A 22,832-nucleotide genomic window follows, 5' to 3' on the forward strand; every position below is an offset into this window, starting at 1 on the left:
CGATTCGGGCGTCATCCGCCCGTCACGGTCATCTGCCCGCCGGATCGGCGTCCTTGTCGGCCCGACGGCGCCTGGCGGACCGCCCACCGGTTCGGGCGTCATCCGTGGACGTGGGCGCAGGAGCATCGGTTACCGCGGGACGCCCGATCTCGGTGACCGCACCCGGCTCCGGCGCCGACGGTACCGCGGGCGCGGCATCGGGTGAGATCCTCACGGCGGCACGGCGACTGTCCGCGCCGGGCTTCGGGGTCTTCCGTCCGGCTGCCTTCTCGGCCGCGAGCCGCTCCTTCACGGTGCTGGCGTACGCGTCCACGTACTCCTGCCCGGAGAGGCGCATGAGCTCGTACATGATCTCGTCGGTCACGGAGCGCTGCACGAAGCGGTCGTCCTCGAGACCCTGGTACCGGGCGAAGTCCAGCGGCTCACCGATGATGATGCCCACGCGGCGGATGTTGGGGATCCGTCGCCCGATGGGCTGCACCTTGTCGGTCCCGATCATCGCCACGGGGATGACGGGTACGCCCGTGGCGAGCACGAGCTTGGCCACGCCGGTCTTCCCCCGGTACAGGCGTCCGTCAGGACTGCGCGTGCCCTCGGGGTAGATCCCGAGGATGCCGCCCTCGTTGAGGATGTCCATGCCTGCGGTGAGCGAGGAGGATGACGCCGCTCCGCCGGAGCGATCCATCGGGAGCTGGTTGGAGAGCCGGAAGAACAGGGCGGTCAGCCGTCCCTTGATGCCCTTCCCCGTGAAGTACTCCGATTTCGCGAGGAACACCACCGGCCGCGGTACCACGATCGGCAGGAAGATGGAGTCGGAGAAGGAGAGATGGTTGCTGACGAAGACCGCGGGGCCGGTTGCCGGGACGTTGTCGAGGCCCTTCACCCAGGGCCGGAACAGAAGGTTGAGGATCGGACCGACGATGATCCGCTTCATCACCCAATAGAACACGCTGCCAGCCTTCCTGGATGGACGGCGCGACGTGTGCCTGCCGCCCGTTTCTTCATTCGGAAGCCTACTCTAGGGCTGCTCTCCGATCGGCGCCGCAAGCACGAACGGCGCCGATCGACACACTGAACACCGGTTGACGCGGCGGGCGCGGGTGGTCACGATGGGAGGTGCACGCCCTCGGAATCCCGAGAGAACGGTCGGACGTCCGCCGACCCGAGCCACCGCACCCCGACAGCAGGTAGCAACGCATGGGCCACCGAGGTCAGGAACCGAACGAATCCACCGACGACGCCGTCTGGCAGGACCTCGTCGCGCGTCTGGAAAGTACGACCGCGGAGTCGTCGGCGACCACTCCTGACCATGCTCCGGCCGCGCAGGACGAGCCTGCCGCGTCACCGCAACCGGCGCCCCCCCTCGCCGACGACAATCAGACCCCGCGGCCGATCGCGCCGGAGAACGGCGGCGGGGCCGACGCCGGAAGAGCACCGTCGGCGGACCGGCCGGGGCCGACCGACCGCGAGCGGGCCGAGGCGATCTTCCGCAACCAACCATTCGGCTCCCGCGGACCGCGCGACTACAGCGCACCCGACGACGGCGACGTGCTCGACGACGACGAGGGCTTCGTCCCCGAAGAACCGCCGCCGCTCGGCACGGGCGAGCCCCTCACGGTCCTCGCCTGGGTCGGCGCCGCCGGCGGGCCGATCGCGCTACTCCTCATCGCCATGTTCTGGCGGAGTGCACCCCTCGGTGCGACGCTCGGCATCCTCGTCGTGTTCCTCGCCGGAGCGGGTTACCTCATCACGAAGTTGCCGAAGCACCGTGACATCGGGGACGACGGCGCCGAGGTCTGAGCGCCGACGAACGGACGGACGGATGGACCGACGCACGGATAGACGGACGGACGGAGTGTCCGGTCGACCGAGGTGATCGTTCGTCGGGGCCGTCGGGGCCGTCGGTGCCGGCCGACGCGGCCGGCCGTCGATGCCGAACAATGGTGCCCGCCATGCGGCCTGCCGTCGATGCCGGTGCTCGAGCGGCGGCGATCAGGCGGTGGCGCGCGAGAGCTGCCTCGACAGGTCCGCAGCTCCGATCAGACCGGCCTCGGGACCGAGCGCGGCCCGCTCGAGCCGTGCCGCCGGGCGGAACCCGCGCCCGGTGAGGTTCCGTCCGAAGGCCCGCCGCGCCGGGTCGAGGAGCAACTCCCCGGCGGCGCTGAGTCCCCCGCCGATCACGAACGTCCCGGGATCGAGCGCCGCCGCCAGATTGGCGAGGCCGAGGCCGAGCCACTGCCCGACGTCGTCGACGAGTTCGCGCGAGGCGGCATCGCCCTCCATCGCCAGCCGGGTGACGAGGGCACCGGTGATGGGCGTGCCGTCCGAGGCCGCGCCGATGATGGCCTGAGCGACCGGCGAGTTCGCCGCCGCGAGTTCGCGCGCTTCCCGACCGAGGGCGTTCCCGGAGGCGTACTGCTCCCAGCACCCGCGGTTCCCGCACTCGCAGCGGTGCCCCTGGGGGACGATGATCTGGTGGCCGAACTCCCCGGCCACGCCGAAGCGACCGCGCTCCACACGCCCGCTCATGATCATGGCGCCGCCGATGCCCGTACCGAGGGTCACGCAGACGAGCCTCGACTCACCCCGACCCGCGCCGAACCGCCACTCGGCCCACGCAGCGGCATCGGCGTCGTTCACCACCGTGACGCGTCGACGCAGCAGCTTCTCGAGGTTGTGCCGGAGGGGCTCGTTGCGCCAGGCGAGGTGCGGACTGAAGAGGACCGTGCTGTTCGTCGGATCCATCCACCCCGCGGCGCCGATACCCACGGAGCGCACGCGGAACTGCTCGGACAGCTCCGCGACGAGTTCGGCGATGACCGCCTCGACCGCCCGGGGGTCGTGACCGGGGGTCGCGCGACGGGCGTCCGCGAGGATCCGGCCATGGACGTCGACCACACCCGCCGCCACCTTCGTCCCCCCGATGTCGATCCCGACCGCGAGCCCCCTGCGGGTGGGGTTCGGGAACGCGCTCCGCGGAACGGCGGTACCCAGCGGGCCTGCACCCGACGCCGGCAGGAACCGGTCCCGTCTGCGGCGTCGCGAACGGGCCGCAGCCGGTTCGGGCGTGATCGCCATGCGGCGCTCCCTTCGTCGGTAGGGCAGGAAGCCCGCCATAGTTACCGTTTCGTACAGTACGGGACGGTGCACGGCGTCCATCTGCCTATAGGCTGATGCGACCGCGATTGTGGTGATATCGAAGGAGCTATCGTGCGCGACATCAGCGTTCCCGTCCTCGTGGACGTCCCCCGCCAGACCAACACCGCGGATCTCGTCATCCGGCAGGCGACCAAGCCCTCGAACCCCGCGCTCTTCGCGGTCAAGGGTGCGTCGGGCGAGTGGACGGACATCAGGGCCACCGAGTTCCGCCGCCAGGTCGAGGACGTGGCGAAGGGCCTCATCGCCTCGGACGTCCAGCCCGGTGATCGCGTGGCCATCATGGCGCGGACGCGGTACGAATGGTCGCTCGCCGACTTCGCCATCTGGTTCGCCGGGGCGGTCTCGGTGCCGATCTACGAGACGTCCTCACCCGCCCAGGTGGCCTGGATCCTGAGTGACTCGGGAGCGGTGGGCGCCTTCGTCGAGGCCGCCCGTCACGAGAACGTGGTCCGCGAGGCCGTGGCACTCGAGAACCTCGCCTCGCTGCAGCACGTGTGGCAGTTCGACGGCAACGGTCTCGACACGCTCCGTACCGCGGGCGCCGGGACGGACGACCAGACGCTGGCGGACCGCCGTGCCTACGCGGGCCTCGACGACGTCGCAACCATCATCTACACCTCCGGCACCACCGGGAAGCCGAAGGGGTGCGAGCTGACACACGGGAACTTCGTGGATCTCTCCGAGAACGCCGCCGCCGCGCTGCCCGAGGTGGCCCACGAGGGCGCCCAGACGATCATGTTCCTCCCGCTCGCGCACGTCTTCGCACGGTTCATCTCCGTGCTCTGCGTCGCAGCCGGCGCCACCGTTGCGCACACGCCGGACGTCAAGAACCTGCTTCCCGACCTTCAGAGCTACAAGCCCACCTTCATCCTCGCCGTACCCCGCGTGTTCGAGAAGGTGTACAACAACTCCATGCTGAAGGCCGAGGACGGCGGCAAGGGCAAGATCTTCCATGCCGGCGCCGACGTCGCCATCGCCTGGTCCAAGGCGGAGCAGGCCGGGAAGATCCCCCTCGGCCTCAGGGTCAGGCACGCCGTGTTCGACCGCCTGCTCTACGGCAAGATCCGCACCGCGATGGGTGGACGCGTGCAGCACGCGGTCTCCGGAGGGGCGCCGCTCGGCGACCGCCTCGGCCACTTCTTCCACGGCATCGGGCTCATGGTCCTCGAGGGGTACGGCCTCACCGAGACCACCGCCCCGATCACGGTGAACACCCCGAAGCGCATCAAGATCGGCACCGTCGGCGCGCCCCTGCCCGGCAATGCGGTGAAGATCGCGGACGACGGCGAGATCCTGACGCGCGGCGTCTGCGTGATGAAGGGGTACTTCGACCGTCCGGACCTCACCGAGGAGAACTTCGTGGACGGGTGGTTCCGCACGGGGGACATCGGCGAGCTGGACGACGACGGCTTCCTCAGCATCACGGGCCGCAAGAAGGAGATCATCGTGACGGCCAGCGGCAAGAACGTCATCCCCGCACTGCTGGAGGACGCGATCCGCGCCAACGCCCTCGTGTCCCAGTGCGTGGTCCTCGGGGACCAGCGCCCGTTCATCTCCGCGCTGATCACCCTCGACGAAGAGGCGCTTCCCGGCTGGCTCGAGCGGCACCAGCTGCCCGCCGGGACCACCATGGCTCAGGCAGCCGAGCACCCGAAGGTCCTCTCGGAGATCCAGGAGCTCGTGGACCAGGCGAACATGACCGTCTCACGTGCCGAGGCCATCAAGGTGTTCCGGATCGTGCCGACCGACTTCACGGAGACGACCGGCCACCTGACCCCGAGCCTGAAGATCAAGCGCGCGCAGGTCCTGAAGGACTACTCGGACGTCGTGGAAGCCATCTACTCGGCCGCCAAGGTCTAGCCCGGCGCCACCGCGCCGGCCAGGGTGAGCTCGGGTGAACTCGGGCGTGAGATGTCGAGGCTGAGCAGCGCGTTCTCGACCACTTCGGTGAGGGCGGGGTGCACCCAGTACTGACCCCTCGCCATGGTGTGGGCGTCGAGCCCGAAGGACATCGCTTGGATGACCGGCTGGATGATCATGGACGCCTCATGACCGAGCACGTGTGCCCCGAGGATTTTGCCCGTCGTCTTCTCGGCGATGACCTTGACGAAGCCCACCGTGTCCTCCATGGCCCAGCCGTACGCCGTCGACCCGTACTCCTGGACGGCCGTCACGATCTCCGTACCCGAAGCGGCCGCGGCAGCCGCCGCCTCGTCCTCCGTCAGTCCGACGGATGCGAGCTGGGGCTGCGAGAACACGGCCGCCGGGACGAAGCGATGGTCGCTCGCGCGCAGCTGCCCGGGGTGCAGCAGGTTGTGGGAGACAACCCTGGCCTCGTGGTTCGCCACGTGCTTCAGCTGGAAGGCACTGCTCACGTCCCCCAGTGACCAGAGCCCCTCCACGGGGTGGCCGTCGCGGAGCACCCGCTGGTACTCGTCGACGGCCAGCCGGCCGTCCTCGTGCACGTCGAGGCCCACATCGGCAGCGCCCAGGCGGTCGGTGTTCGGGACGCGTCCGACCGCGACGAGGACGGCATCCACCTCGAGGGTCACCGTGCCGTCAGGACCGTTGAGGTGCGCCGAGATGCTGCCGTCGTCGTTCGCGCGGAGTTCGGTGACGTCGGTGCTGAGGCGCAGGTCCCACTGGCGCGCCGCCTCGGCGGTGAAGGCGTCGGACACCGTGGTGTCGAGCCGCCGGAGCATGGCGTCCGATCGGACGGCCACGGTCACCCGGGTGCCGAAGGACCCGAAGACATGGGCGAACTCCGCTGCGATGTACCCGCCGCCCATGATCAGGAGCCGCTCGGGGCGCGTGTCGAGGCGCATGATCGTGTCCGAGGTGTGAACCTGCGGCAGGGATATCCCGGGGATCTGCGGCAGGACGGCTCGCGAACCGGTGGCGATGACGAGTTGATCGGCGGTGATCTCCTCGCCCGACGAGGTGACGAAGGACTTCTCCCCCGTCAGCCGGACGTAGTCCTCCACCAGTGTGACGTTCGGGAGCTCCTCCGCGCGGTAGGCCCTGCCGCCACGGGAGATCGCGTCGATGCGCGTGAAGATCCGGTCACGGATGTCCTCCCAGCGAACCCCCTCGAGGGTCAGGTCCACGCCGAGCCGCGAGGACTCCGAGGGCGAGGACGCGAGGTGGGCGGGATACACGTACATCTTGGTGGGGATGCACCCCACGTTCAGGCAGGTGCCACCGAACGTACCGCCCTCGACGAGGACGACGTCGCGGTCGTCCCAGTCGGGGGTGATGAGGGTGTTGCCGGAACCGGAGCCGATGATCGCGAGATCGTAGTGAGTCACCTCCGGAGTCTAGCGGCGCTCAGGACGTGAGCTGATCCACCACCAGCGCAGCGAGCTCGGTGACCGCGCGGCGCGTCGCCGGGGTGAGTTTGGCGAGCTCGACCCGCGAGCCCTCGGCGAGGTGACGGTCGTAGGGGATCCGCACCACGGTGTTCACACGTGACTTGAAGTGCTGCTCGATCTGGGAGACGTCCACCTGGGTACCGTTCCCCGAGGAGAGGTTGATGACGACGATCGCCTTCGCCAGCAGGTCCTGCCGCCCGTGGGCCTCGAGCCAACTGAGAGTCTCCGAGGCCAGCCTGGCTTCGTCGACGCTCCCACCGGAGACCAGCACCACGGAGTCGGCCTTCTCGAGGGTCCCCTTCATGACCGAGTGCACCATCCCGGTGCCGGAGTCCGTCAGCACCACCGAGTAGTACCGGCTGAGGACGTCCGTCACCGCCCAGTAGTCGGCGTCGTCGAAGGCCTGGGCCACCGCCGGGTCCGTGTCGGAGGCCAGGACGTGCAGGCGGGACCCGTCACGCGTGACGTAGCCGGCGAGCTGCGCGAAGGACTCGATCGAGTAGCGGTTCTGCACGAGCTGGCGCGCCGTGAACTCCGCGCGGCCGGGCGAACGGTCGGAGAGGGTGCCGCGGTCGGGATTCGCGTCCATGGCGATGATGCGATCCTCCCGGATGTCCGCGAGAGCCATGCCGAGCAGCGTGGTGACGGTCGTCTTGCCGACGCCTCCCTTGCGTGAGAGCACCGGTACGTACCGGGTACGGTCCCCGAGCCGGACGGCGATGCGGTGCTCGAGGGCGCGCTGCACGCGTACGGCGTCGGAGTCCCCCAGGTTGACCCGTCCGAAGGTGGACCGGTAGAGCCAGCGGCGCCACCCCGAGGTGGGCGGGCGGGCCACCCCGGCCAGCAGGCGATCGGCTGTGAGCGCCGAGGCGGGCTCCGGCCCGGCGTCCTTCTCCCGGCGGCTGCTCCGCTCACCGCCACGATCAGCGGTACCGGACGCCGGGCGGGCCTCCTTTGATCCACCTGCGGTGCCGGAACCAGCCGAGCCGGTGGTGGCTGCGCGCGTTCCCGAGGGCTGCCATCCCGTCTCCCCGGTGCCGGACGCAGGCTCGGACGGTGCGGCGGTCGCCGACGCCATGTCCGGGTAGGCAACACCGGACGGCGCCTGCACGCTGATGGTCGGTCCCTGCAGCGCGGACGGCGGCACGGCGGCGACGGGAACGGCGAACGTGTCCAGATCGATCCCGTCCGACCGATCCGTGGACCCGGGGCCGATGTCGCTGTCCCGGAGAGCGTCCCCGTCGGGCAGATTGCCGCCCGCGGCGTCACCGTCGAGGTCGGAGGGATCCGAGGCGGAAGAGTCCGAGCCGGAGGAGCCATCATCGGAGCCACGTGGCTCCTCGGCGGACTCACCGACGTCATCGCCGCCCGGCATCACCGTCGGCTCGGAAGAGCCCGACGTGGCAGCCCCCGACGCAGGCGCCGGACCGGTCACCTCCGTCTCGCCGGGCACGCCAGCCACGCCGGCCAGGTCGATCTCGCCGGTCGTGTGAGCCGCGTCGGTGTCCCCGACCAGATCCGCGGCCGCGTCGGCGTCGTCCACTCCTTCGGCTCCGCGTGCCGGGTCCGCCGAGGCGGCCCCGTCCGCCTGATCCGACAGGAACGGGACACCCGGCAGGATGGGGACACCCTGACCAGGGTCGTCGCCCGCCTGGTCACGAGGTTCCGGGGAGTCGTTCTGCTCGTTCGCCATGGTTCCTTACATCGTCGGGTCGGACGTTCCCGCACCGGGGCAGCGGCCGAGATGGATATCCCAGCCGCTCACTCTAGCCTGCAGCTGTGATCACGCGGGAGCGATCACCAGGAGAAGGTCTCCGCCCTGCGCGGGGCCCGCTCCGGTGAACGCCACCCGCTGCACCGTTCCAGCCACCGGGCTCGTGATGCTCGCTTCCATCTTCATCGCCTCGATGGTCGCCACGGTGTCGCCCGCCGCGACGGTGTCACCCTCGGCGCGACCGATCGTCACGGACCCGGCAAAGGGTGCAGGGATCTGTCCGGGCACGGAGGGATCGGCCTTCTCCGCGACGACGACATCGCTCTCGACGCTCCGGTCACGCACGCTGACGGGCCGCATCTGGCCGTTGAGCGTGCACATCACGGTGCGCATGCCCTTCTCGTCGGGGTCCGAGACCGCTTCGAGGGTGGCTATGAGCCGCACACCCTTCTCGAGTTCGATCTCGTGCTCCACGCCGGGCTGGAGTCCGTACAGGTAGTCGGCCGTGGCGAGGAGGGAGACGTCGCCGTAGGTGTCGCGGACGGTCTTGAACTCCTTCGTCGGCCCCGCGAAGAGCAGCAAATTCAGCGCGTCGCGACGCTCGGCCGAGGAGCCCTCGAGTTTCGCCGCGTCCTCGGGTGCGAGCTCGGCGATCTGCTGCTTGACCTCGCGCCCTTGCAGCGCCTTGGACCGGAACGGCTCCGGCCAGCCACCGGGTGGGTTCCCGAGGTCCCCGTTCAGGAAGCCGATGACGGAATCCGGGATGTCGAAATCCTGCGGGTTCTGCTCGAAGGCGACCGGATCCGCGTCCCTGCCCACGAGCGCGAGAGCGAGATCACCGACCACCTTCGACGACGGCGTCACCTTCACTAGACGCCCCAGGATGCGGTCCGCGGCCGTGTACATGTCCTCGATCGCCTCGAACTTCTCACCCAGACCCAACGCGATGGCCTGCTGGCGCAGGTTGGACAGCTGGCCGCCCGGGATCTCGTGACGGTACACGCGGCCCGTGGGACCGGGCAGCCCCGATTCGAACGGTGCGTACATGCGTCGCACCGCTTCCCAGTAGGGCTCCAGGGAGCAGACCGCCTGCAGGTCCAGGCCGGTGTCGCGCGGCGTGTGCTCCAGCGCCGCCACCAGGGCGGAGGCGGAGGGCTGGCTGGTGGTCCCGGCGAGGGCGGCACTCGCGACGTCCACGGCGTCGACGCCGGCGTCGATCGCTGCGAGGAGTGTCGCCAGTTGACCGCCCGTCGTGTCGTGGGTGTGGAGGTGGACGGGGAGGTCGAACCGATCACGCAGCGCCGTGACGAGCCGTGATGCAGCCGCCGGGCGGAGCAGCCCCGCCATGTCCTTGATGGCGAGGATGTGGGCTCCGGCGTCGACCATGCGGCCGGCCAGCTCCAGGTAGTAGTCGAGCGTGTAGAGCGACTCGTCGGGGTCCAGCATGTTCGAGGTGTAGCAGAGCGCTGCCTCGGCGACGGCCGTACCGGTCTCGCGGACGGCCCGGATGGCGGGCTCCATCTGCGTGACGTCGTTGAGCGCGTCGAAGATCCTGAAGATGTCGATCCCGGACGCCGCCGCCTCCTGCACGAACGCCGCGGTCACGGCCTCCGGGTACGGGGTGTAGCCGACGGTGTTGCGCCCGCGGAGCAGCATCTGCAGGCAGATGTTCGGGATCTCACGGCGCAGGGAGTCGAGGCGTTGCCACGGGTCCTCGCCGAGGAAGCGCAGTGCGACGTCGTAGGTCGCTCCGCCCCAGGCCTCCACGGAGAGGAGCCCCGGCGTGAGCCGCGAGAGCGCGCTCCCCGCGGCGGTGAGGTCCCTCGTGCGAACGCGGGTCGCGAGGAGGGACTGGTGCGCGTCCCGGAAGGTGGTGTCGGTGACGGCGACCGCTGTCTGGTTGCGCAAGGACCGCGCGAACCCCTCCGGTCCGAGGTCGAGGAGCGTCTGGCGACTGCCGGAGGGCAGGGCGGTGTCCCGCTGGTCCTCGGGGACGGCCGGCAGCTTGTCCCGGGGATCCAGGTGGGCGGGGCGCGCACCGTGCGGCTGGTTGACGGTGACATCGGCCAGCCACGTCAGGAGCTTGGTCCCGCGGTCGGCGGGTACGCGGGCGGTCAGGAGCTCGGGGCGCTCGTCGATGAAGGACGTCGCCACGTCCCCGGCGATGAACGCAGGATCATCGAGTACCGCCTGGAGGAACGAGATGTTGGTCGAGACACCGCGCACCCGGAACTCGGCGAGGGCGCGCCGAGCACGGGTCACGGCCGCCGGGTAGTCCCGGCCCCGGCAGGTCAGCTTGACCAGCATGGAGTCGAAGTGGGGGCTGATCTCCGCCCCGGCGTAGACCGTGCCGCCGTCCAGGCGCACGCCCGCACCACCCGCCGAGCGGTACGCGGTGATGCGTCCGACGTCGGGCCGGAAGCCGTTGGCGGGATCCTCGGTGGTGATGCGGCTCTGCAGCGCGGCGCCGCGCAGGGTCACGGTCTCCTGGCTCAGCCCGAGGTCCGCGAGGGTCTCCCCCGCCGCGATCCGCATCTGTGACTGCACGAGGTCGACGTCGGTCACCTCCTCGGTGACCGTGTGCTCCACCTGGATCCGGGGGTTCATCTCGATGAAGACGTGCTGGCCGGCCCGCTCCCCCACGGTGTCCACGAGGAACTCCACGGTGCCGGCATTCACGTACCCGAGCGCCGTCGCGAACTTCACGGCGTCGCGGTGGAGCGCCTGGCGGATCGAGTCGTCGAGGTTCGGCGCGGGGGCGATCTCGATGACCTTCTGGTGGCGCCGCTGCAGCGAGCAGTCCCGCTCGAACAGGTGCATGACGTTCCCGGAGGCATCCGCGAGGATCTGCACCTCGATGTGGCGGGGCCGGAGCACGGCCTGCTCGAGGAACATGGTCGGGTCGCCGAAAGCGGACTCTGCCTCGCGCATCGCCGCTTCGAGTGCCTCCGGAAGGGCATCCCGGGTGTCGACACGGCGCATGCCGCGCCCGCCACCACCGGCGACGGCCTTCGCGAAGACCGGGAACCCGATCTCGTCCGCGGCCGCGATCAGCTCGGCGACGTCGGAGCTGGGGCGCGAGGATGCCAGGACCGGGATACCCGCCGCCCGCGCGGCGTCGAGCGCCTTGACCTTGTTGCCCGCGAGTTCGAGGACGTCCGCGGGCGGACCGATGAACGTGATGCCGGCATCAGCGGCCGCGCGGGCCAGTCCGGGATTCTCGGAGAGGAATCCGTACCCGGGGTAGATGGCGTCACATCCCGACTCCCGAGCCACCCGGATGATCTCCTCGACGTCGAGGTAGGCACGGACGGGGTGGCCCTCCTCACCGATCAGGTATGCCTCGTCGGCCTTCTGGCGGTGGATCGACCCCCGGTCCTCGTGGGGGAAGACGGCGACCGTCTTCGCTCCCAGCTCATGACCGGCCCGGAAGGCCCGGATGGCGATCTCGCCGCGGTTGGCTACCAGAATCTTCGAGAACATCGCACTCCTGCATCATCACCGGGGTCCTGCACGTTGGACCGATCCTACTGGTAGGCCCGCGCGGTGAGACAGGGACCGGATGTGCGCTGCGTCACCAACTCGGCACGCCGTCGTCAGACCCCGTACACGGGCCGCCGCCGCGCCCACCCGGCGCTGTCGGGCCGCCGATGACGCCACCCGGTGTGCACGAGTCGCTTCGCCGTCCCCTGCCGCGTCGACCGGTCGCGGTGCCTGCGCACCTATGATGGTCGGAGATCAACGAGCAGCCGCCCGCGGCTGCGGCACAGAAGAGGTATGGGTCCACCACGTGCAGGTAGTCAGCATCAGCAGCCTCAAGGGCGGCGTCGGCAAGACCTCCGTGACCCTCGGTCTCGCCTCGGCGGCACTCGCAGCCGGCATCCCGACGCTCGTGGTGGACCTCGATCCCCATGCGGACGCGACCACGGGGCTCGCCGTTCGTCCGTCGGGCCAGACCGACGTCGGACGCCTCCTCAAAAACTCCCGACGGGCCGACCTCTCGGCGAACACGGTGGCGAGCGGTTGGGTGGCGACGGCCGCCGCGCGCGGAACCGCCGCATCACGCCTGGACGTCGCCATGGGCTCCGCCTACTCGGGTGTCTACGATCGCCCCGATCTCGGACGACGGGACCAGCGTCGCCTCGCCTCGCTCCTCTCACGCGTCAGCGGGTACGGCCTCGTCCTCATCGACTGCCCGCCCTCGCTCAACGGATTGACCCGCATGGCGTGGACGGCGAGCAGCCGGGTGGTCCTCGTGGCCGAGCCCAGCCTGTTCTCGGTGGCCGGTACGGAGCGGACCATGCGGGCGCTCGCCCTGTTCCGCAAGGAGTTCGCACCCACGCTGCAGACGGCCGGCATCGTGGCGAACCGGGTGCGCCCGGCGTCGACGGAGCACGTCTTCCGGCTTGAGGAGATGCGTCAGCTGTTCGGCGACGTGCTGCTGAGCCCCACCATCGCGGATCATGCGGACTGGCAGCAGATCCAGGGAGCGGCGCATGCGGTGCACCACTGGCCCGGCGAGTCCGCGCAGGCGGCGGCGAGATCCTTCGACGAACTGCTCAGCGGGGTCGTCAAACCGGGAAGGACGAGGAGCCGGAGCGCCCGCCGTCAGGCGTGAGGTTCTCCCCCGGCTCGTGACCGGACCTGCTCGGTGATCAGCTGATCTTGCGCGTGGCCCGGCGCTTGCTGAGTTCGTCGCCCGGGAAGGCCTGATCGGGAGCATGCTCGCTGGGCAGGGCGGCGAGGCTGCCCTCGACCTCCCGCCACACGCGCCCCACGGCAATCCCGAAGACACCCTGACCGCCCTGGACGAGGTCGATGACCTCGTCGGCGGAGGTGCACTCGTAGACACTGGCGCCGTCGCTCATGAGGGTGATCTGTGCGAGGTCCTCCACGCCGCGCTCGCGCAGATGCTCCACCGCGGTGCGGATCTGCTGCAACGAGACCCCGGTGTCGAGGAGTCGCTTGACCACCTTGAGCACCAGGATGTCGCGGAAGCCGTAGAGCCGCTGGGTCCCGGAGCCCGAGGCGCCGCGGACGGCGGGTTCCACGAGACCGGTGCGGGCCCAGTAGTCGAGCTGACGGTAGGTGATCCCGGCCGCCTTGCAGGCGGTGGGGCCGCGGTACCCGGCGTCCTCATCGAGAACGGGGAGGTCTTCCGTGAAGAGGAGCCCTTGGGCGCTCGCCGGGATGCCAGCACCTGCCGGGCTGGCTGCCTTGCCGGCGTCACCCTTCGGACTCACGTGCTGCCTCCTCGTCGCGTTCCCGGGGAAGTCTGCGGTTCGGGCAGGGCCTCAGGGTGTGCACTCAGTGTGCGCCCGGGCCCCCAACGCACGCAATGGGAACTGTATGCTCCGACGTTAGATCGCGGGAGGGTCGAGGTCAAAGAGGCTGCCCCGCAACCGTCCGCGTGTCGGTCGGTGAACGCCGCCCGATGCGCGGCCCGCGTCACCGCTCGAAATCCTCGGGCTCGACGTCGGCCAGGAACTCACGGAACTGGAGGACCTCCTTCTCGGCGGTCTCCTCCGAGGCGCCCTCCTCGGCGTCGTCGTCGTCCGCGTCCGCGATCTCGACACCGGCGACCGCCAGCACGTCCTCGGAGCAGTAGATGGGGCACGGGATCCGCAGGGCGATCGCGAGGGCGTCCGACGCCCGGGAACTCACGGTGACGCCGTCCGAGAAGACGAGCAACGCGTAGTAGACGGTGTCCTCGACGGAGGTGATCCGGACCTCGGTGATCTCCTTGCCCATGGCCGCCACGACGTCCACCAGGAGGTCGTGCGTCATGGGGCGGGGCGGCACGATGCCTTGCTGCACGAAGGCGATCGCACTCGCCTCGGGCGCGCCGATCCAGATGGGTAGATGCCGCTCACCGGTGGTCTCCTTGAGGAGCACCAGGGGCTGGTTGGACGGCAGCTCGATCCGCACGCCCACCACGTCGACCTCGATCACGGGCGCCGCCTAACTGTCCATCCGGGCGATCTGGCTGTGTACCAGAGCGCTGTGGAGTCCGAGGCACAGCTCGCTGATCTCGCGTGCCCTCTCCGCCGCCCGCGCCTTCGACGCGACGTCCTTCCGCGACGCCAGCGGGGCGACGACGCGCTCGACGAGACCGAGCTCGCGGTCGGCGGCAGCGCGGAACGGCCGCAGGTGCCGCGGCTCGATGCCATGGTTCTCGAGCTGAACGCAGGCGACCGTGATCTTCAGGGCGTGCTCGTCGAACCGGTCGTCCACAGCGGTGATGAGTCCGAAGCTCACGAGTTCGTCGACGAGCTCCCGTGGAGCGCCGGCCTCCGCAGCGAGCGTCTCGGCGGTCAGCCTGCGCGATCGCGCCGTCAGCTCACCACTGAGCTGGTCCGACACCATGCGGGGTAAGAGCGTCATCCCGCCGGGGAGCGAGTCCGGCTTCTCCCCGCGATCGATCGCGTCGACGTAGTCCTTGATGACCTTGAGCGGGAGGTACTGGTCGCGTTGGAGCGCCAGGACGAAACGGAGTCGCTCGACGTCGTGGGCCGCGTACTTGCGGTACCCCGCGCGGGTCCGCTGCGGCGCGATCAGGCCCTTCTCCTCGAGGAAGCGGATCTTCGAGGCGGAGACCTGCGGGAAGTCCTCCGCCAGTTCGCGGAGCACTTCCCCGATGTTCAGGACACCGGTACCCGCGGTGGCGGCGAGGGGGCCGGCCGGACGACGGGCGGAGGGGGAGACAGGCATGGAGCGGACTAGGCCTGCGCGGTCGTGTTCCGGGCGCCGGGCGCCGCCGTGCTCCGCGCCGCGTAGAAGGTCAGACGGAACTTGCCGATCTGGACCTCGTCGCCGTTGCGCAGCGCGACGCCGTCCACGCGGTCGTTGTTCACGTACGTCCCGTTCAGGCTCCGGGTGTCCGCGACCATGAAGCCGTTGTCCGTGCGGCGGAACTCGGCGTGCTGGCGGGAGACGGTGACGTCGTCGAGGAAGATGTCGGCGTTCGGATGGCGTCCGGCCTTCGTGATGTCCTCGTCGAGCAGGAACCGGGCACCCGCGTTGGGGCCGGAGTGGGCGATCAGCAGGGCGGAACCGGAGGGAAGAGCCGCGACGGACGCCTGCTCCTCGCGCGTGAGGTGCCGTTCCAGCTCCGCCTCGACGGTCTGGGGCGGCAACCCGATCGTCGTTGTCTCAGGAGACGTCATGCTCGGCTCTTCTCCGTTCACGGCTGGATTCACGTCTGGCACCATCGGTTGTTCCTCCCCCTGCAGCATGCGGTCCCGATCGTCGCCGACCGCGCCGCCTCCACTGCCGTCCACGTCGGGTAGAGCTAGCCTACCTGCTGGGAGTAGGCGGCCGAACTCAGCAGACCCTGGACCTCGGAGACGTCCGAGACCTTGATCTCGAGCAGCCAACCCTCCCCGTACGGATCCGAATTGATGAGCGACGGGTCGTCGTCGAGCGCTTCGTTGCGCGCAACGACCTCACCGGAGACCGGGGCGTAGATGTCACTGACGCTCTTGGTCGACTCCACTTCCCCGATGACGTCGGAGCCCGTGACGCCTGTGCCCGCCTCGGGCATCTGCACGTAGACGACGTCGCCGAGGGCATCCTGTGCGAAATCGGTCACGCCGACCCGGACCGTGCCGTCGACGGCCGGCTCACTGACCCATTCGTGCTCGGCGGTGTAGCGGAGGCCGTCGGGAATGGTGCTCATGATCGCCTTTCGAACGCGGTGCCCGGCAGCGGCGCGGAAGGCTGCCCGGGACAAGTACTGGTCGAGTATAGGCACAACCGGAGCGGGTGTGACGCGGCTCGCAGGGCGACCTGTGGAGGGGGAACGACGCCGTCGGTGCGGGCGCCCGACGACGACGCCGCACCGACCCCTGAACGCACGGAACGCCCTCCCGAAGGAGGGCGTTCCGTGTTCTGTGTCGGGATGACAGGATTTGAACCTGCGACCCCTTGACCCCCAGTCAAGTGCGCTACCAAGCTGCGCCACATCCCGATCGGCTCGGCCACGAGGGCCAAACCACTCGGTTTACGATACAGCATCCGCGGGCCCGGACCGCACAGCGGCGAACCGGCCCGGATGCTGTCAGCGCTTCTTGCTGCGCTTCTCGCGCACGCGCATGTTGACCTCGATGGGCGTGCCCTCGAAGCCGAACGTCTCGCGCAGGCGACGGGTGATGAAACGGCGGTACCCGGGGTCGAGGAACCCCGTGGTGAACAGCACGAACTTCGGCGGCCGGCTCGAGGCCTGCGTCCCGAAGAGGATGCGCGGCTGCTTGCCGCCCCGCACCGGGTGGGGGTGCGCCGCGACGAGCTCGCCGAGGAACGCGTTGAGGCGTCCGGTGGGGATACGGCGGTCCCAGGACTCGAGCGCGACGTCGAGAGCCGGCACCAGGCGGTCCTTGTGCCACCCGGTCAGCGCCGAGATGTTGACGCGGGGCGCCCAGTCCACGTGGGCGAGATCTTGCTCGATCTCGCGCTCGAGGTACCGGCGGCGCTCGTCGTCCAGCAGGTCCCACTTGTTGAAGGCGAGCACCACGGCGCGGCCGGACTCGATGGCCATGTTCAGGATGCGGATGTCCTGCTCGCTGAGCACCTCGTCGACGGCGAGGAGCACGACGGCGACCTCGGCCTTCTCCAGCGCCGACTGCGTCCGCAGCGACGCATAGAAGTCCGCGCCCTGCTGCATGTGCACGCGGCGGCGGATGCCCGCGGTGTCCACGAACCGCCACGTCCGCCCGCCGAGTTCGATCATCTCGTCGACGGGATCACGCGTGGTGCCGGCGAGGGGGTCCACGACCACGCGGTCCGACCCGGCGAGCTTGTTCAGCAGCGAGGACTTGCCGACGTTGGGCCGCCCGATCAGCGCGATGCGGCGCGGACCGCCGGAGCGCTCGATGCCGCCGTGCTCCGAGAACTCGGGGAGGATCTCGACGACCTTGTCCAGCATGTCGCCCGTCCCGCGCCCGTGGAGCGCGGACACCGGCCAGGGCTGACCGAAGCCGAGGCCCCACAGCACCGAGGCGTCGGCCTCGTTCTGGATGTCGTCCACCTTGTTGGCCACGAGGATGACGGGCTTCTTCTTGCGGCGCAGCATCCGCACCACGGCCTCGTCCGTGGCGGTGGCCCCGACGGTCGCGTCGACCACGAGCAGCACGGCGTCCGCCATGTCGACGGCGATCTCCGCCTGGTCGGCGACGCGCGCGTTGATGCCCTTGGCGTCCTGCTCCCAGCCGCCGGTGTCGACGAGCGTGAAGTTGTGGCCGGTCCACTGCGCCGGGTAGGACACCCGGTCACGCGTGACGCCCGGGGTGTCCTCCACGACGGCCTCGCGGCGGCCGAGGATGCGGTTCACGAGGGTCGACTTACCGACGTTGGGGCGCCCGACGATCGCGAGGACCGGGTTGAGACGGCCCTCCGTCTCGTCCTCGTACTCCTCGTCCTGCCGCGCGAGGAGTGCGGCGTCCTCCTCGTCGAGCTCGTAGTCCTCGAGTCCCGCGCGCAGGGAGGCGGCACGCTGGTCGGCCTCGGCGTCGTCGAGGGTGCCGAGCAGCTCCGTGACCTGGTCCTCGCCGGCCGGCTCGTAGTCCTCGTCCGCACCGGCGCTGTGGCCGTCTGCGTTCGGCGAAAGGTTCTCGCTCATCGTTGGTTCCTTCGGTTGGTGTTCGCCGTCTCCCGACGGCGCTGGCGGGCGCGAGCCCTGTGCGTGGTGGTTGCGCTGCGGTTCCGTGCGGTCAATGAGCCACGGACCGCACGATGTCGAGCACGGCGGTGATGGTCTGCTCGTAGTCGAGGTCGGAGGAGTCGAGAGTGACCACGCCGTCCGCCGCCTGATGGAACTCGACCACCGTGGAGTCCCGGGCGTCGCGTTCCGTGACCTGCTGCTTCAGCTGTGCGTCGGTCTGTGTCCCGCCGAGCTGATCGCCCCGCCGTCGTAGCCTGGCCTCCTCGCTCGCGGTGAGGAGGATGCGCACCTCGGCGTCAGGGGCGACGACGGTGGTGATGTCGCGGCCCTCGGCCACGATCCGGTGGCCCGCGCCCGCGATGAGGGCGCGCTGACGGCGGATCAGCTCCGCGCGGGCCCCCAGGGTCGTCGCGACGGCGCTCACCGCCGAGGACACGGAGGGCTCCCGGATGGCGTCCGTGACGTCCTCCCCGCGGACGGTCACGGACTCGCGGTCGGGGCTCGTGCTGATGAACAGCTCGATGGAGCGCGCCGCGGCCTCGACCGCAGCGGCGTCCTGCAGGTCCACGCCCGTGGCGATGCAGTGCAGCGTGACCGCGCGGTACATGGCGCCGGTGTCGAGGTAGGCCGCGCGGAGGCGGCGTGCCACCTCCCGGCTGACGCTCGACTTGCCCGACCCGGACGGGCCGTCGATCGCGACGACGAGGGACTTGCCGAGCCGGAACGTGGACAGGGCCTCGTGGGCGGCCGCGGTGTCGATTCCCGTCCCGACGGATGACAGCTTGCTCATTGCACGACCTTCCAGCCCCGCTGCGTGAGGGACTCCGTCAGTTCCTGGCGTCTGCCCGGCAGCACCGAGATCTCAGCGAGACCCACCTCACGGCCGGGCGAGTGCTCCAGCCGGAAGTCCTCGAGGTTGATGCCGGTGTGCCCGATCTCCGTGAGGAGCCTCGCGATCTGCCCGGGGGTGTCGTCGACGAGCACGATCAGGCGCGCGAAGGAGTTCGGCGGCGAGCCGTGCTTCCCGGGGATCCGTGCCTGGCCCGCGTTGCCCTCCGACATCAGCTGGGCCATGTCGAGCCGGGCGCCGCCGGCCGTCGGGTCCTCGAGCGTCGCGATGAGCCGGTCGAGGTCCTCGCGCACGCCGTACAGGATGTCGACGAGCCTCCCGGCGTTGGCCGCGAGGATCTGCACCCACAGCCGGGGATCGCTCGCGGCGATGCGGGTCACGTCCCGGAGTCCGTTGCCGGCGAGGGCGAGGGACTGTGGCGGGGAGTCCTGCAGCCTGCTCGCCACCAGGGACGAGACGACCTGGGGAAGGTGGGAGATGAGGGCGACGGCGGCGTCGTGCTCCGCCGCGGTCATGCGCGCGGGGACGGCGCCGAGGTCGACGGCGAGGGACTCCGCGCGCAGCACCGCGCTGGACCCGCTGCGCCCGTGCGCGCACAGCACCCACGGGGCACCGGTGAACAGTTCGGCGCGTGCTGCCACGGGACCGGAGCGTTCGCGACCGGCCATCGGGTGGGTGCCGACGTAGCGCTCGAGGTGCGGCACGGCGTCGTCGTCCGTCTCCAGGGCATGGAGGATCGACTCCTTGACGCTGCTGATGTCGACCACGACGGCGCCCGGGTAGGCACCGAGCGCGCCGGCGACGACTTGGGCGGTCACGTCCGGCGGGGTCGCGACGACCACGAGTTCGGGTGAGAACGGCTCCCCCGCGGCCTCCACGTCGGTGAGCAGACGGCCCGCTCCGATGTCACGGGCCACCGCCTCGGTGGAGGGTGAGCTGTCGGACAGGACCACGTCGAGTCCGCGGGCCCGCAGGCCGAGGCCGATGCTCGCCCCGAGCAGGCCGGCCCCGATGACGAGGACGGGCCCGCTGAGGTGCGTGCCCTGATCCGTGCGTACCTCCACGGGTCAGAGACCCACGGCGGCCAGCAGGTGCCCGACCTCCTGGCGACCGAGCACGCGCACGCTGCCCTGGCGCTGGTCACCCACGCGGATGGGACCCACCTGGGTCCGGACGAGGCGCTCGACCGGATGCCCGACGGCGTCGAACAAGCGGCGGACCACGCGGTTGCGGCCGGAGTGGAGCACCACCTCGACGAGGATGTGCCCGGGGGTGGAGTCCACGAGCTTGAAGGAATCGACCTGCGCGAGGCCGTCCTCGAGCTCGATGCCCTCCTTCATCTGCGCCCCGATGCCCTGCGGCATAGGACCACGGACCTGCACCAGGTACGTCTTCGGCACCTCGTAGGAGGGGTGGGTGAGCCTGTTGGTGAGCTCGCCGTCGTTGGTCAGGAGCAGCAGCCCCTCCGTCTCGGCATCGAGCCGGCCGACGTGGAACAGGCGCTCGCTCTTGTCCTTGTTCTTGAGGAAGTCGCTGATGCAGCGGCGACCCTCCGGATCCTCCATGGTGGAGACGACGCCGCGGGGCTTGTTGAACACGTAGTACTTGAGGTTCTCGTTGAGCTGCAGCCGGAGGCCGTCGACGTGGATGGCGACCTTCGCGGGATCCACCCGCACGCCGAGCTCGGTCACGACGGTGCCGTCCACCTCGACGCGGCCGTCCTCGATCATCTCCTCGCACACGCGGCGCGAGGCGACTCCCGCGAGAGCCATGACCTTCTGCAGGCGGACTCCCTCGGGATCGTGCACGTCGACCTGGTCGGCCGGCCGGCCGGAGCCCTTCGGCCTCGACGATCGCACGGGCCCGAGGTTCTGGCCGAACCGCTCCCGGCCGAAGGCCTTCGCCCCCGCCGGCCGCTGGCGCTGACCGCCCTCACCCGAGCGCGTGCCGGCACCGGTCGAGGACCTGCCTGCGGGTGACCCGCCCCGTCCACCCGTCGACTTCGCGAAGCGGCCGGACGGCGTTCCCGCGGACGGACGTCCACCGGCGGCACGCGCACGGTCACCGGCGGGACGCTTCTCGGCCCCACCGGCATCGCGACCGCCGGAGGCGGACCCTGCACGCGCGTCGCGGCGGGGTGCCTGTCCCGAGCCGGTCCGACCACCGTCGCGGCTCTGGCCGCGGCTGTCGTCACGACTCTGCCCACGGCTGTCATCGCGCGGTTGCTGACGTCCGCGGCCACGATCCTGGGGTGCGCGCTCGTCCGGCGCGCCTGCCCGCTCGTCGCGGTCGCGGAAGGGCCGCCCCTCGGTGGGGCGACCGCCCTGGCCGGTGCGGCGCTGCGAGGGCCTGCCCGTGCGAGCGGCGTCGGACGAGCGCCCGGCCGCGCCACCGCGCCGAGGAGCGTTCCGTCCGGAAGCGGATCCTGGCTGCTGCGTCATGGGTGTTTCCTTCGTCTAGGGTCGTGCTCGTGCTTGCTCGTGCCTGCTCGATCCGCGGTCACGCTGCGGATCAGTACATCGTCTGATCGAACTCACCGAGGCTCTCGAGCCCCGGGAGATGGGGTGCTATGCGGGGCAGCTCGTCGACGCTGCCCAGCCCCAATCTTTCCAGAAAGAGGGTGGTGGTCCCGTAGAGAGAGGCGCCCGTCTCGGCGTCGGTCTCCTGCTCGACGACGAGTCCGCGCTGCAGTAGCGTCCGGACCACGGAGTCGACGTTGACGCCCCGGATCGCCGAGACCCGGGCCCGGGACACGGGCTGGCGGTACGCGATGACTGCCAGCGTCTCGAGCGCGGCCTGCGAGAGTCTCGCCGTCTGTCCGTCGAGCACGAACTCTGCGACGACGGAGGAGAAGTGCTTCCGGGAGAAGATGCGCCAGCCGCCCGCGATGCTCCGCAGTTCGAAACCGCGCACCATCGACCGATCGACAGCAGTGGGATTGACTCCAGTATAGCCGTCGTACTCCCGCTGGAGTTCCACCAGGAGCGCGCGCACGAGCTCGGTGGGCCGCTGCAACGTCGCCGCGAGCTGCTCCTCGGTGACCGGCCGGTCGGCGACCATCAGGACTGCCTCGACCGCACCTCGCATCCCGCCGGGGAGATCGTCGACCGACTCGGGGTTCGTGCCGGCGGTGACGCCGTCGTCCCCCGCTCCGAGGGGCACGTCCTCACTCATCCGACTCCCCGTCGGGTCCATCGGCGTCGTCACCCTCGAAACTGCTCGTCACCCGGTCCGCGGACCACGCGTCGTCGGCGCTCCACCTGACGAGCAGCTCCGCCAGCGGTGCCACCTGCTCGAACGAGACCGCACCGTCGCGGAACAGCTCGAGCAGCGCCAGGAACCGGACCACCAGCACCAGCCGCGGGCCGGCGTCCTCCGTGAGGTGCCGGAAGGAGACCGATCCCCTGCCGCGCAGGAGATCCTGCAGTACCTCGGTCTGCTCCCGGACACTGACGGCGGGCGCGTGGAGGTGCGCGATGTCGACGTCCGTCCTCGGTTCTGCGCGCGGAACGAGCACCCGCGCGGCGAGGGCGGCGAATTCCTCGGGCGAGTGCTTCCAGACGAGGTCCGGCAGGAGGCGTGTGAACTCCGGTTCGAGCGGGACCTCCCGCGGATGCCGGGTGTCCTCTTCCCCGAAGCGCTCCTGGAGGTGCCGGGCCATCTCCTTGAACGCGCGGTACTGCAGGAGCCGGGCGAAGAGCAGGTCGCGGGCCTCGAGGAGCGCGATGTCCTCCTCGTCCTCGACGGCGCCCGAGGGCAGCAGGCGCGCGGCCTTGAGGTCGAGCAGCGTGGCTGCGACGACGAGGAACTCGCTCGCCTCGTCGAGCCTCCACTCCCCCTCGGCAGCCTTGATCGCGTGGATGTGCGCGATGAACTCGTCCGTGACCTGGGCCAGGGCAACCTCGGTGATGTCGAGTTCCCGCCGGGAGATCAGGTTCAGCAGCAGGTCGAACGGACCGGTGAAGTTGACCAGCCGGACGGCGAAGACGGGCGGGCCCTGCACCGCTGTTCCGCCGGCCGCGACGACGGAGGTGGACGCCCCGTCGTCGACCCCGCTCACAGCGAGCCGCACCTACCGCT

The 22,832-nt window shown here is 70.3% G+C and carries 19 protein-coding genes and 1 tRNA gene; 3 read left to right on the plus strand and 17 right to left on the minus strand.

Translation table 11 applies throughout. The features are described from left to right. Positions 1-28 precede the first annotated feature (28 nt). Positions 29-949 (minus strand): lysophospholipid acyltransferase family protein, encoded by a 921-nt coding sequence (locus tag AC4D12_RS08470; RefSeq protein WP_490949447.1) that lies wholly within the window; start codon positions 947-949, stop codon positions 29-31. 248 nt (positions 950-1,197) lie between these two features. On the opposite strand from AC4D12_RS08470, the gene AC4D12_RS08475 reads away from it, so the two are divergent. Next, the gene (locus AC4D12_RS08475; protein WP_490949448.1) at positions 1,198-1,800 is read left to right on the plus strand and encodes a hypothetical protein; all 603 of its coding nucleotides are present in this window, start codon (positions 1,198-1,200) and stop codon (positions 1,798-1,800) included. A gap of 192 nt (positions 1,801-1,992) precedes the next feature. On the opposite strand, the gene AC4D12_RS08480 is transcribed toward AC4D12_RS08475, so the two are convergent. After that, entirely contained in the window at positions 1,993-3,078 is a 1,086-nt protein-coding gene (locus AC4D12_RS08480) for an ROK family glucokinase (RefSeq protein WP_490949449.1), read from the minus strand. A 132-nt stretch (positions 3,079-3,210) separates the two neighbouring features. Between AC4D12_RS08480 and AC4D12_RS08485 the strand changes: the two genes are divergently transcribed. After that, positions 3,211-5,019 carry an AMP-dependent synthetase/ligase gene (locus AC4D12_RS08485; RefSeq protein ID WP_490949450.1) on the plus strand — a complete coding sequence of 603 codons (1,809 nt, stop codon included), beginning with the start codon at positions 3,211-3,213 and terminating at the stop codon, positions 5,017-5,019. On the opposite strand, the gene AC4D12_RS08490 is transcribed toward AC4D12_RS08485, so the two are convergent. The 3 genes from AC4D12_RS08490 to AC4D12_RS08500 form a co-directional block, all read right to left on the minus strand. Further along, on the minus strand, positions 5,016-6,467 hold the full coding sequence (locus AC4D12_RS08490; protein ID WP_490949451.1) for a mycothione reductase: 1,452 nt from the start codon (positions 6,465-6,467) through the stop codon (positions 5,016-5,018). The two genes, AC4D12_RS08485 and AC4D12_RS08490, sit on opposite strands and share 4 nt — an antisense overlap. A gap of 19 nt (positions 6,468-6,486) precedes the next feature. After that, the gene (locus AC4D12_RS08495; protein ID WP_490949452.1) at positions 6,487-8,223 is read right to left on the minus strand and encodes a MinD/ParA family ATP-binding protein; all 1,737 of its coding nucleotides are present in this window, start codon (positions 8,221-8,223) and stop codon (positions 6,487-6,489) included. 90 nt (positions 8,224-8,313) lie between these two features. After that, complete coding sequence (locus tag AC4D12_RS08500) at positions 8,314-11,727, minus strand: pyruvate carboxylase (RefSeq protein WP_490949453.1); 3,414 nt, start codon at positions 11,725-11,727, stop codon at positions 8,314-8,316. Between the two features lie 307 nt (positions 11,728-12,034). On the opposite strand from AC4D12_RS08500, the gene AC4D12_RS08505 reads away from it, so the two are divergent. Further along, entirely contained in the window at positions 12,035-12,862 is an 828-nt protein-coding gene (locus AC4D12_RS08505) for a ParA family protein (protein ID WP_490949454.1), read from the plus strand. 37 nt (positions 12,863-12,899) lie between these two features. Here AC4D12_RS08505 and AC4D12_RS08510 read toward each other — a convergent pair whose 3' ends face one another. From AC4D12_RS08510 to AC4D12_RS08565, 12 genes are all read right to left on the minus strand, one after another. Continuing rightward, positions 12,900-13,487: a MerR family transcriptional regulator gene (locus tag AC4D12_RS08510; protein ID WP_490949455.1), complete on the minus strand. Its 588-nt coding sequence runs from the start codon at positions 13,485-13,487 to the stop codon at positions 12,900-12,902. Positions 13,488-13,692: 205 nt separating this feature from the next. Continuing rightward, positions 13,693-14,196 carry a bifunctional nuclease family protein gene (locus tag AC4D12_RS08515; protein WP_490949456.1) on the minus strand — a complete coding sequence of 168 codons (504 nt, stop codon included), beginning with the start codon at positions 14,194-14,196 and terminating at the stop codon, positions 13,693-13,695. 9 nt (positions 14,197-14,205) lie between these two features. Then, entirely contained in the window at positions 14,206-14,955 is a 750-nt protein-coding gene (gene ftsR, locus AC4D12_RS08520) for a transcriptional regulator FtsR (protein WP_490949457.1), read from the minus strand. Positions 14,956-14,963: 8 nt separating this feature from the next. Next, a complete protein-coding gene (locus tag AC4D12_RS08525; RefSeq protein ID WP_490949458.1) occupies positions 14,964-15,455 on the minus strand; it encodes an FHA domain-containing protein in 492 nt (163 codons plus the stop codon). An 80-nt stretch (positions 15,456-15,535) separates the two neighbouring features. Continuing rightward, positions 15,536-15,922 carry a glycine cleavage system protein GcvH gene (gene gcvH / locus AC4D12_RS08530; protein ID WP_490949459.1) on the minus strand — a complete coding sequence of 129 codons (387 nt, stop codon included), beginning with the start codon at positions 15,920-15,922 and terminating at the stop codon, positions 15,536-15,538. 217 nt (positions 15,923-16,139) lie between these two features. Then, positions 16,140-16,213 (minus strand) — tRNA-Pro (locus tag AC4D12_RS08535). A 90-nt stretch (positions 16,214-16,303) separates the two neighbouring features. Further along, the gene (gene der / locus AC4D12_RS08540; protein WP_490949460.1) at positions 16,304-17,860 is read right to left on the minus strand and encodes a ribosome biogenesis GTPase Der; all 1,557 of its coding nucleotides are present in this window, start codon (positions 17,858-17,860) and stop codon (positions 16,304-16,306) included. 91 nt (positions 17,861-17,951) lie between these two features. After that, the gene (gene cmk / locus AC4D12_RS08545; protein ID WP_490949461.1) at positions 17,952-18,692 is read right to left on the minus strand and encodes a (d)CMP kinase; all 741 of its coding nucleotides are present in this window, start codon (positions 18,690-18,692) and stop codon (positions 17,952-17,954) included. Further along, on the minus strand, positions 18,689-19,816 hold the full coding sequence (locus AC4D12_RS08550) for a prephenate dehydrogenase (RefSeq protein ID WP_490949462.1): 1,128 nt from the start codon (positions 19,814-19,816) through the stop codon (positions 18,689-18,691). Before AC4D12_RS08550 ends, cmk begins: the two co-directional genes overlap by 4 nt. A gap of 3 nt (positions 19,817-19,819) precedes the next feature. After that, positions 19,820-21,193 (minus strand): pseudouridine synthase, encoded by a 1,374-nt coding sequence (locus AC4D12_RS08555; RefSeq protein WP_490949463.1) that lies wholly within the window; start codon positions 21,191-21,193, stop codon positions 19,820-19,822. 70 nt (positions 21,194-21,263) lie between these two features. Beyond that, positions 21,264-21,926, minus strand: coding sequence for an SMC-Scp complex subunit ScpB (gene scpB / locus AC4D12_RS08560; protein ID WP_490949464.1), 663 nt, complete (start codon positions 21,924-21,926; stop codon positions 21,264-21,266). Further along, entirely contained in the window at positions 21,919-22,812 is an 894-nt protein-coding gene (locus tag AC4D12_RS08565; protein ID WP_490949465.1) for a segregation and condensation protein A, read from the minus strand. The genes scpB and AC4D12_RS08565 overlap by 8 nt, the downstream gene beginning before the upstream one ends. Positions 22,813-22,832 lie beyond the last annotated feature (20 nt).

The sequence above is a fragment of the Arthrobacter sp. TJ-266 genome, from assembly GCF_058269115.1.

Bases quoted from the DNA above. Each gene is read 5' to 3' on its own strand.
- AC4D12_RS08475 (WP_490949448.1), top strand. From the start codon at position 1,198: ATGGGCCACCGAGGTCAGGAACCGAACGAATCCACCGACGACGCCGTC.
- AC4D12_RS08480 (WP_490949449.1), bottom strand. From the start codon at position 3,078: ATGGCGATCACGCCCGAACCGGCTGCGGCCCGTTCGCGACGCCGCAGA.
- AC4D12_RS08495 (WP_490949452.1), bottom strand. From the start codon at position 8,223: ATGGCGAACGAGCAGAACGACTCCCCGGAACCTCGTGACCAGGCGGGC.
- AC4D12_RS08500 (WP_490949453.1), bottom strand. From the start codon at position 11,727: ATGTTCTCGAAGATTCTGGTAGCCAACCGCGGCGAGATCGCCATCCGG.
- ftsR (WP_490949457.1), bottom strand. From the start codon at position 14,955: ATGCCTGTCTCCCCCTCCGCCCGTCGTCCGGCCGGCCCCCTCGCCGCC.
- AC4D12_RS08525 (WP_490949458.1), bottom strand. From the start codon at position 15,455: ATGGTGCCAGACGTGAATCCAGCCGTGAACGGAGAAGAGCCGAGCATG.
- gcvH (WP_490949459.1), bottom strand. From the start codon at position 15,922: ATGAGCACCATTCCCGACGGCCTCCGCTACACCGCCGAGCACGAATGG.
- der (WP_490949460.1), bottom strand. From the start codon at position 17,860: ATGAGCGAGAACCTTTCGCCGAACGCAGACGGCCACAGCGCCGGTGCG.
- cmk (WP_490949461.1), bottom strand. From the start codon at position 18,692: ATGAGCAAGCTGTCATCCGTCGGGACGGGAATCGACACCGCGGCCGCC.
- AC4D12_RS08555 (WP_490949463.1), bottom strand. From the start codon at position 21,193: ATGACGCAGCAGCCAGGATCCGCTTCCGGACGGAACGCTCCTCGGCGC.
- scpB (WP_490949464.1), bottom strand. From the start codon at position 21,926: ATGAGTGAGGACGTGCCCCTCGGAGCGGGGGACGACGGCGTCACCGCC.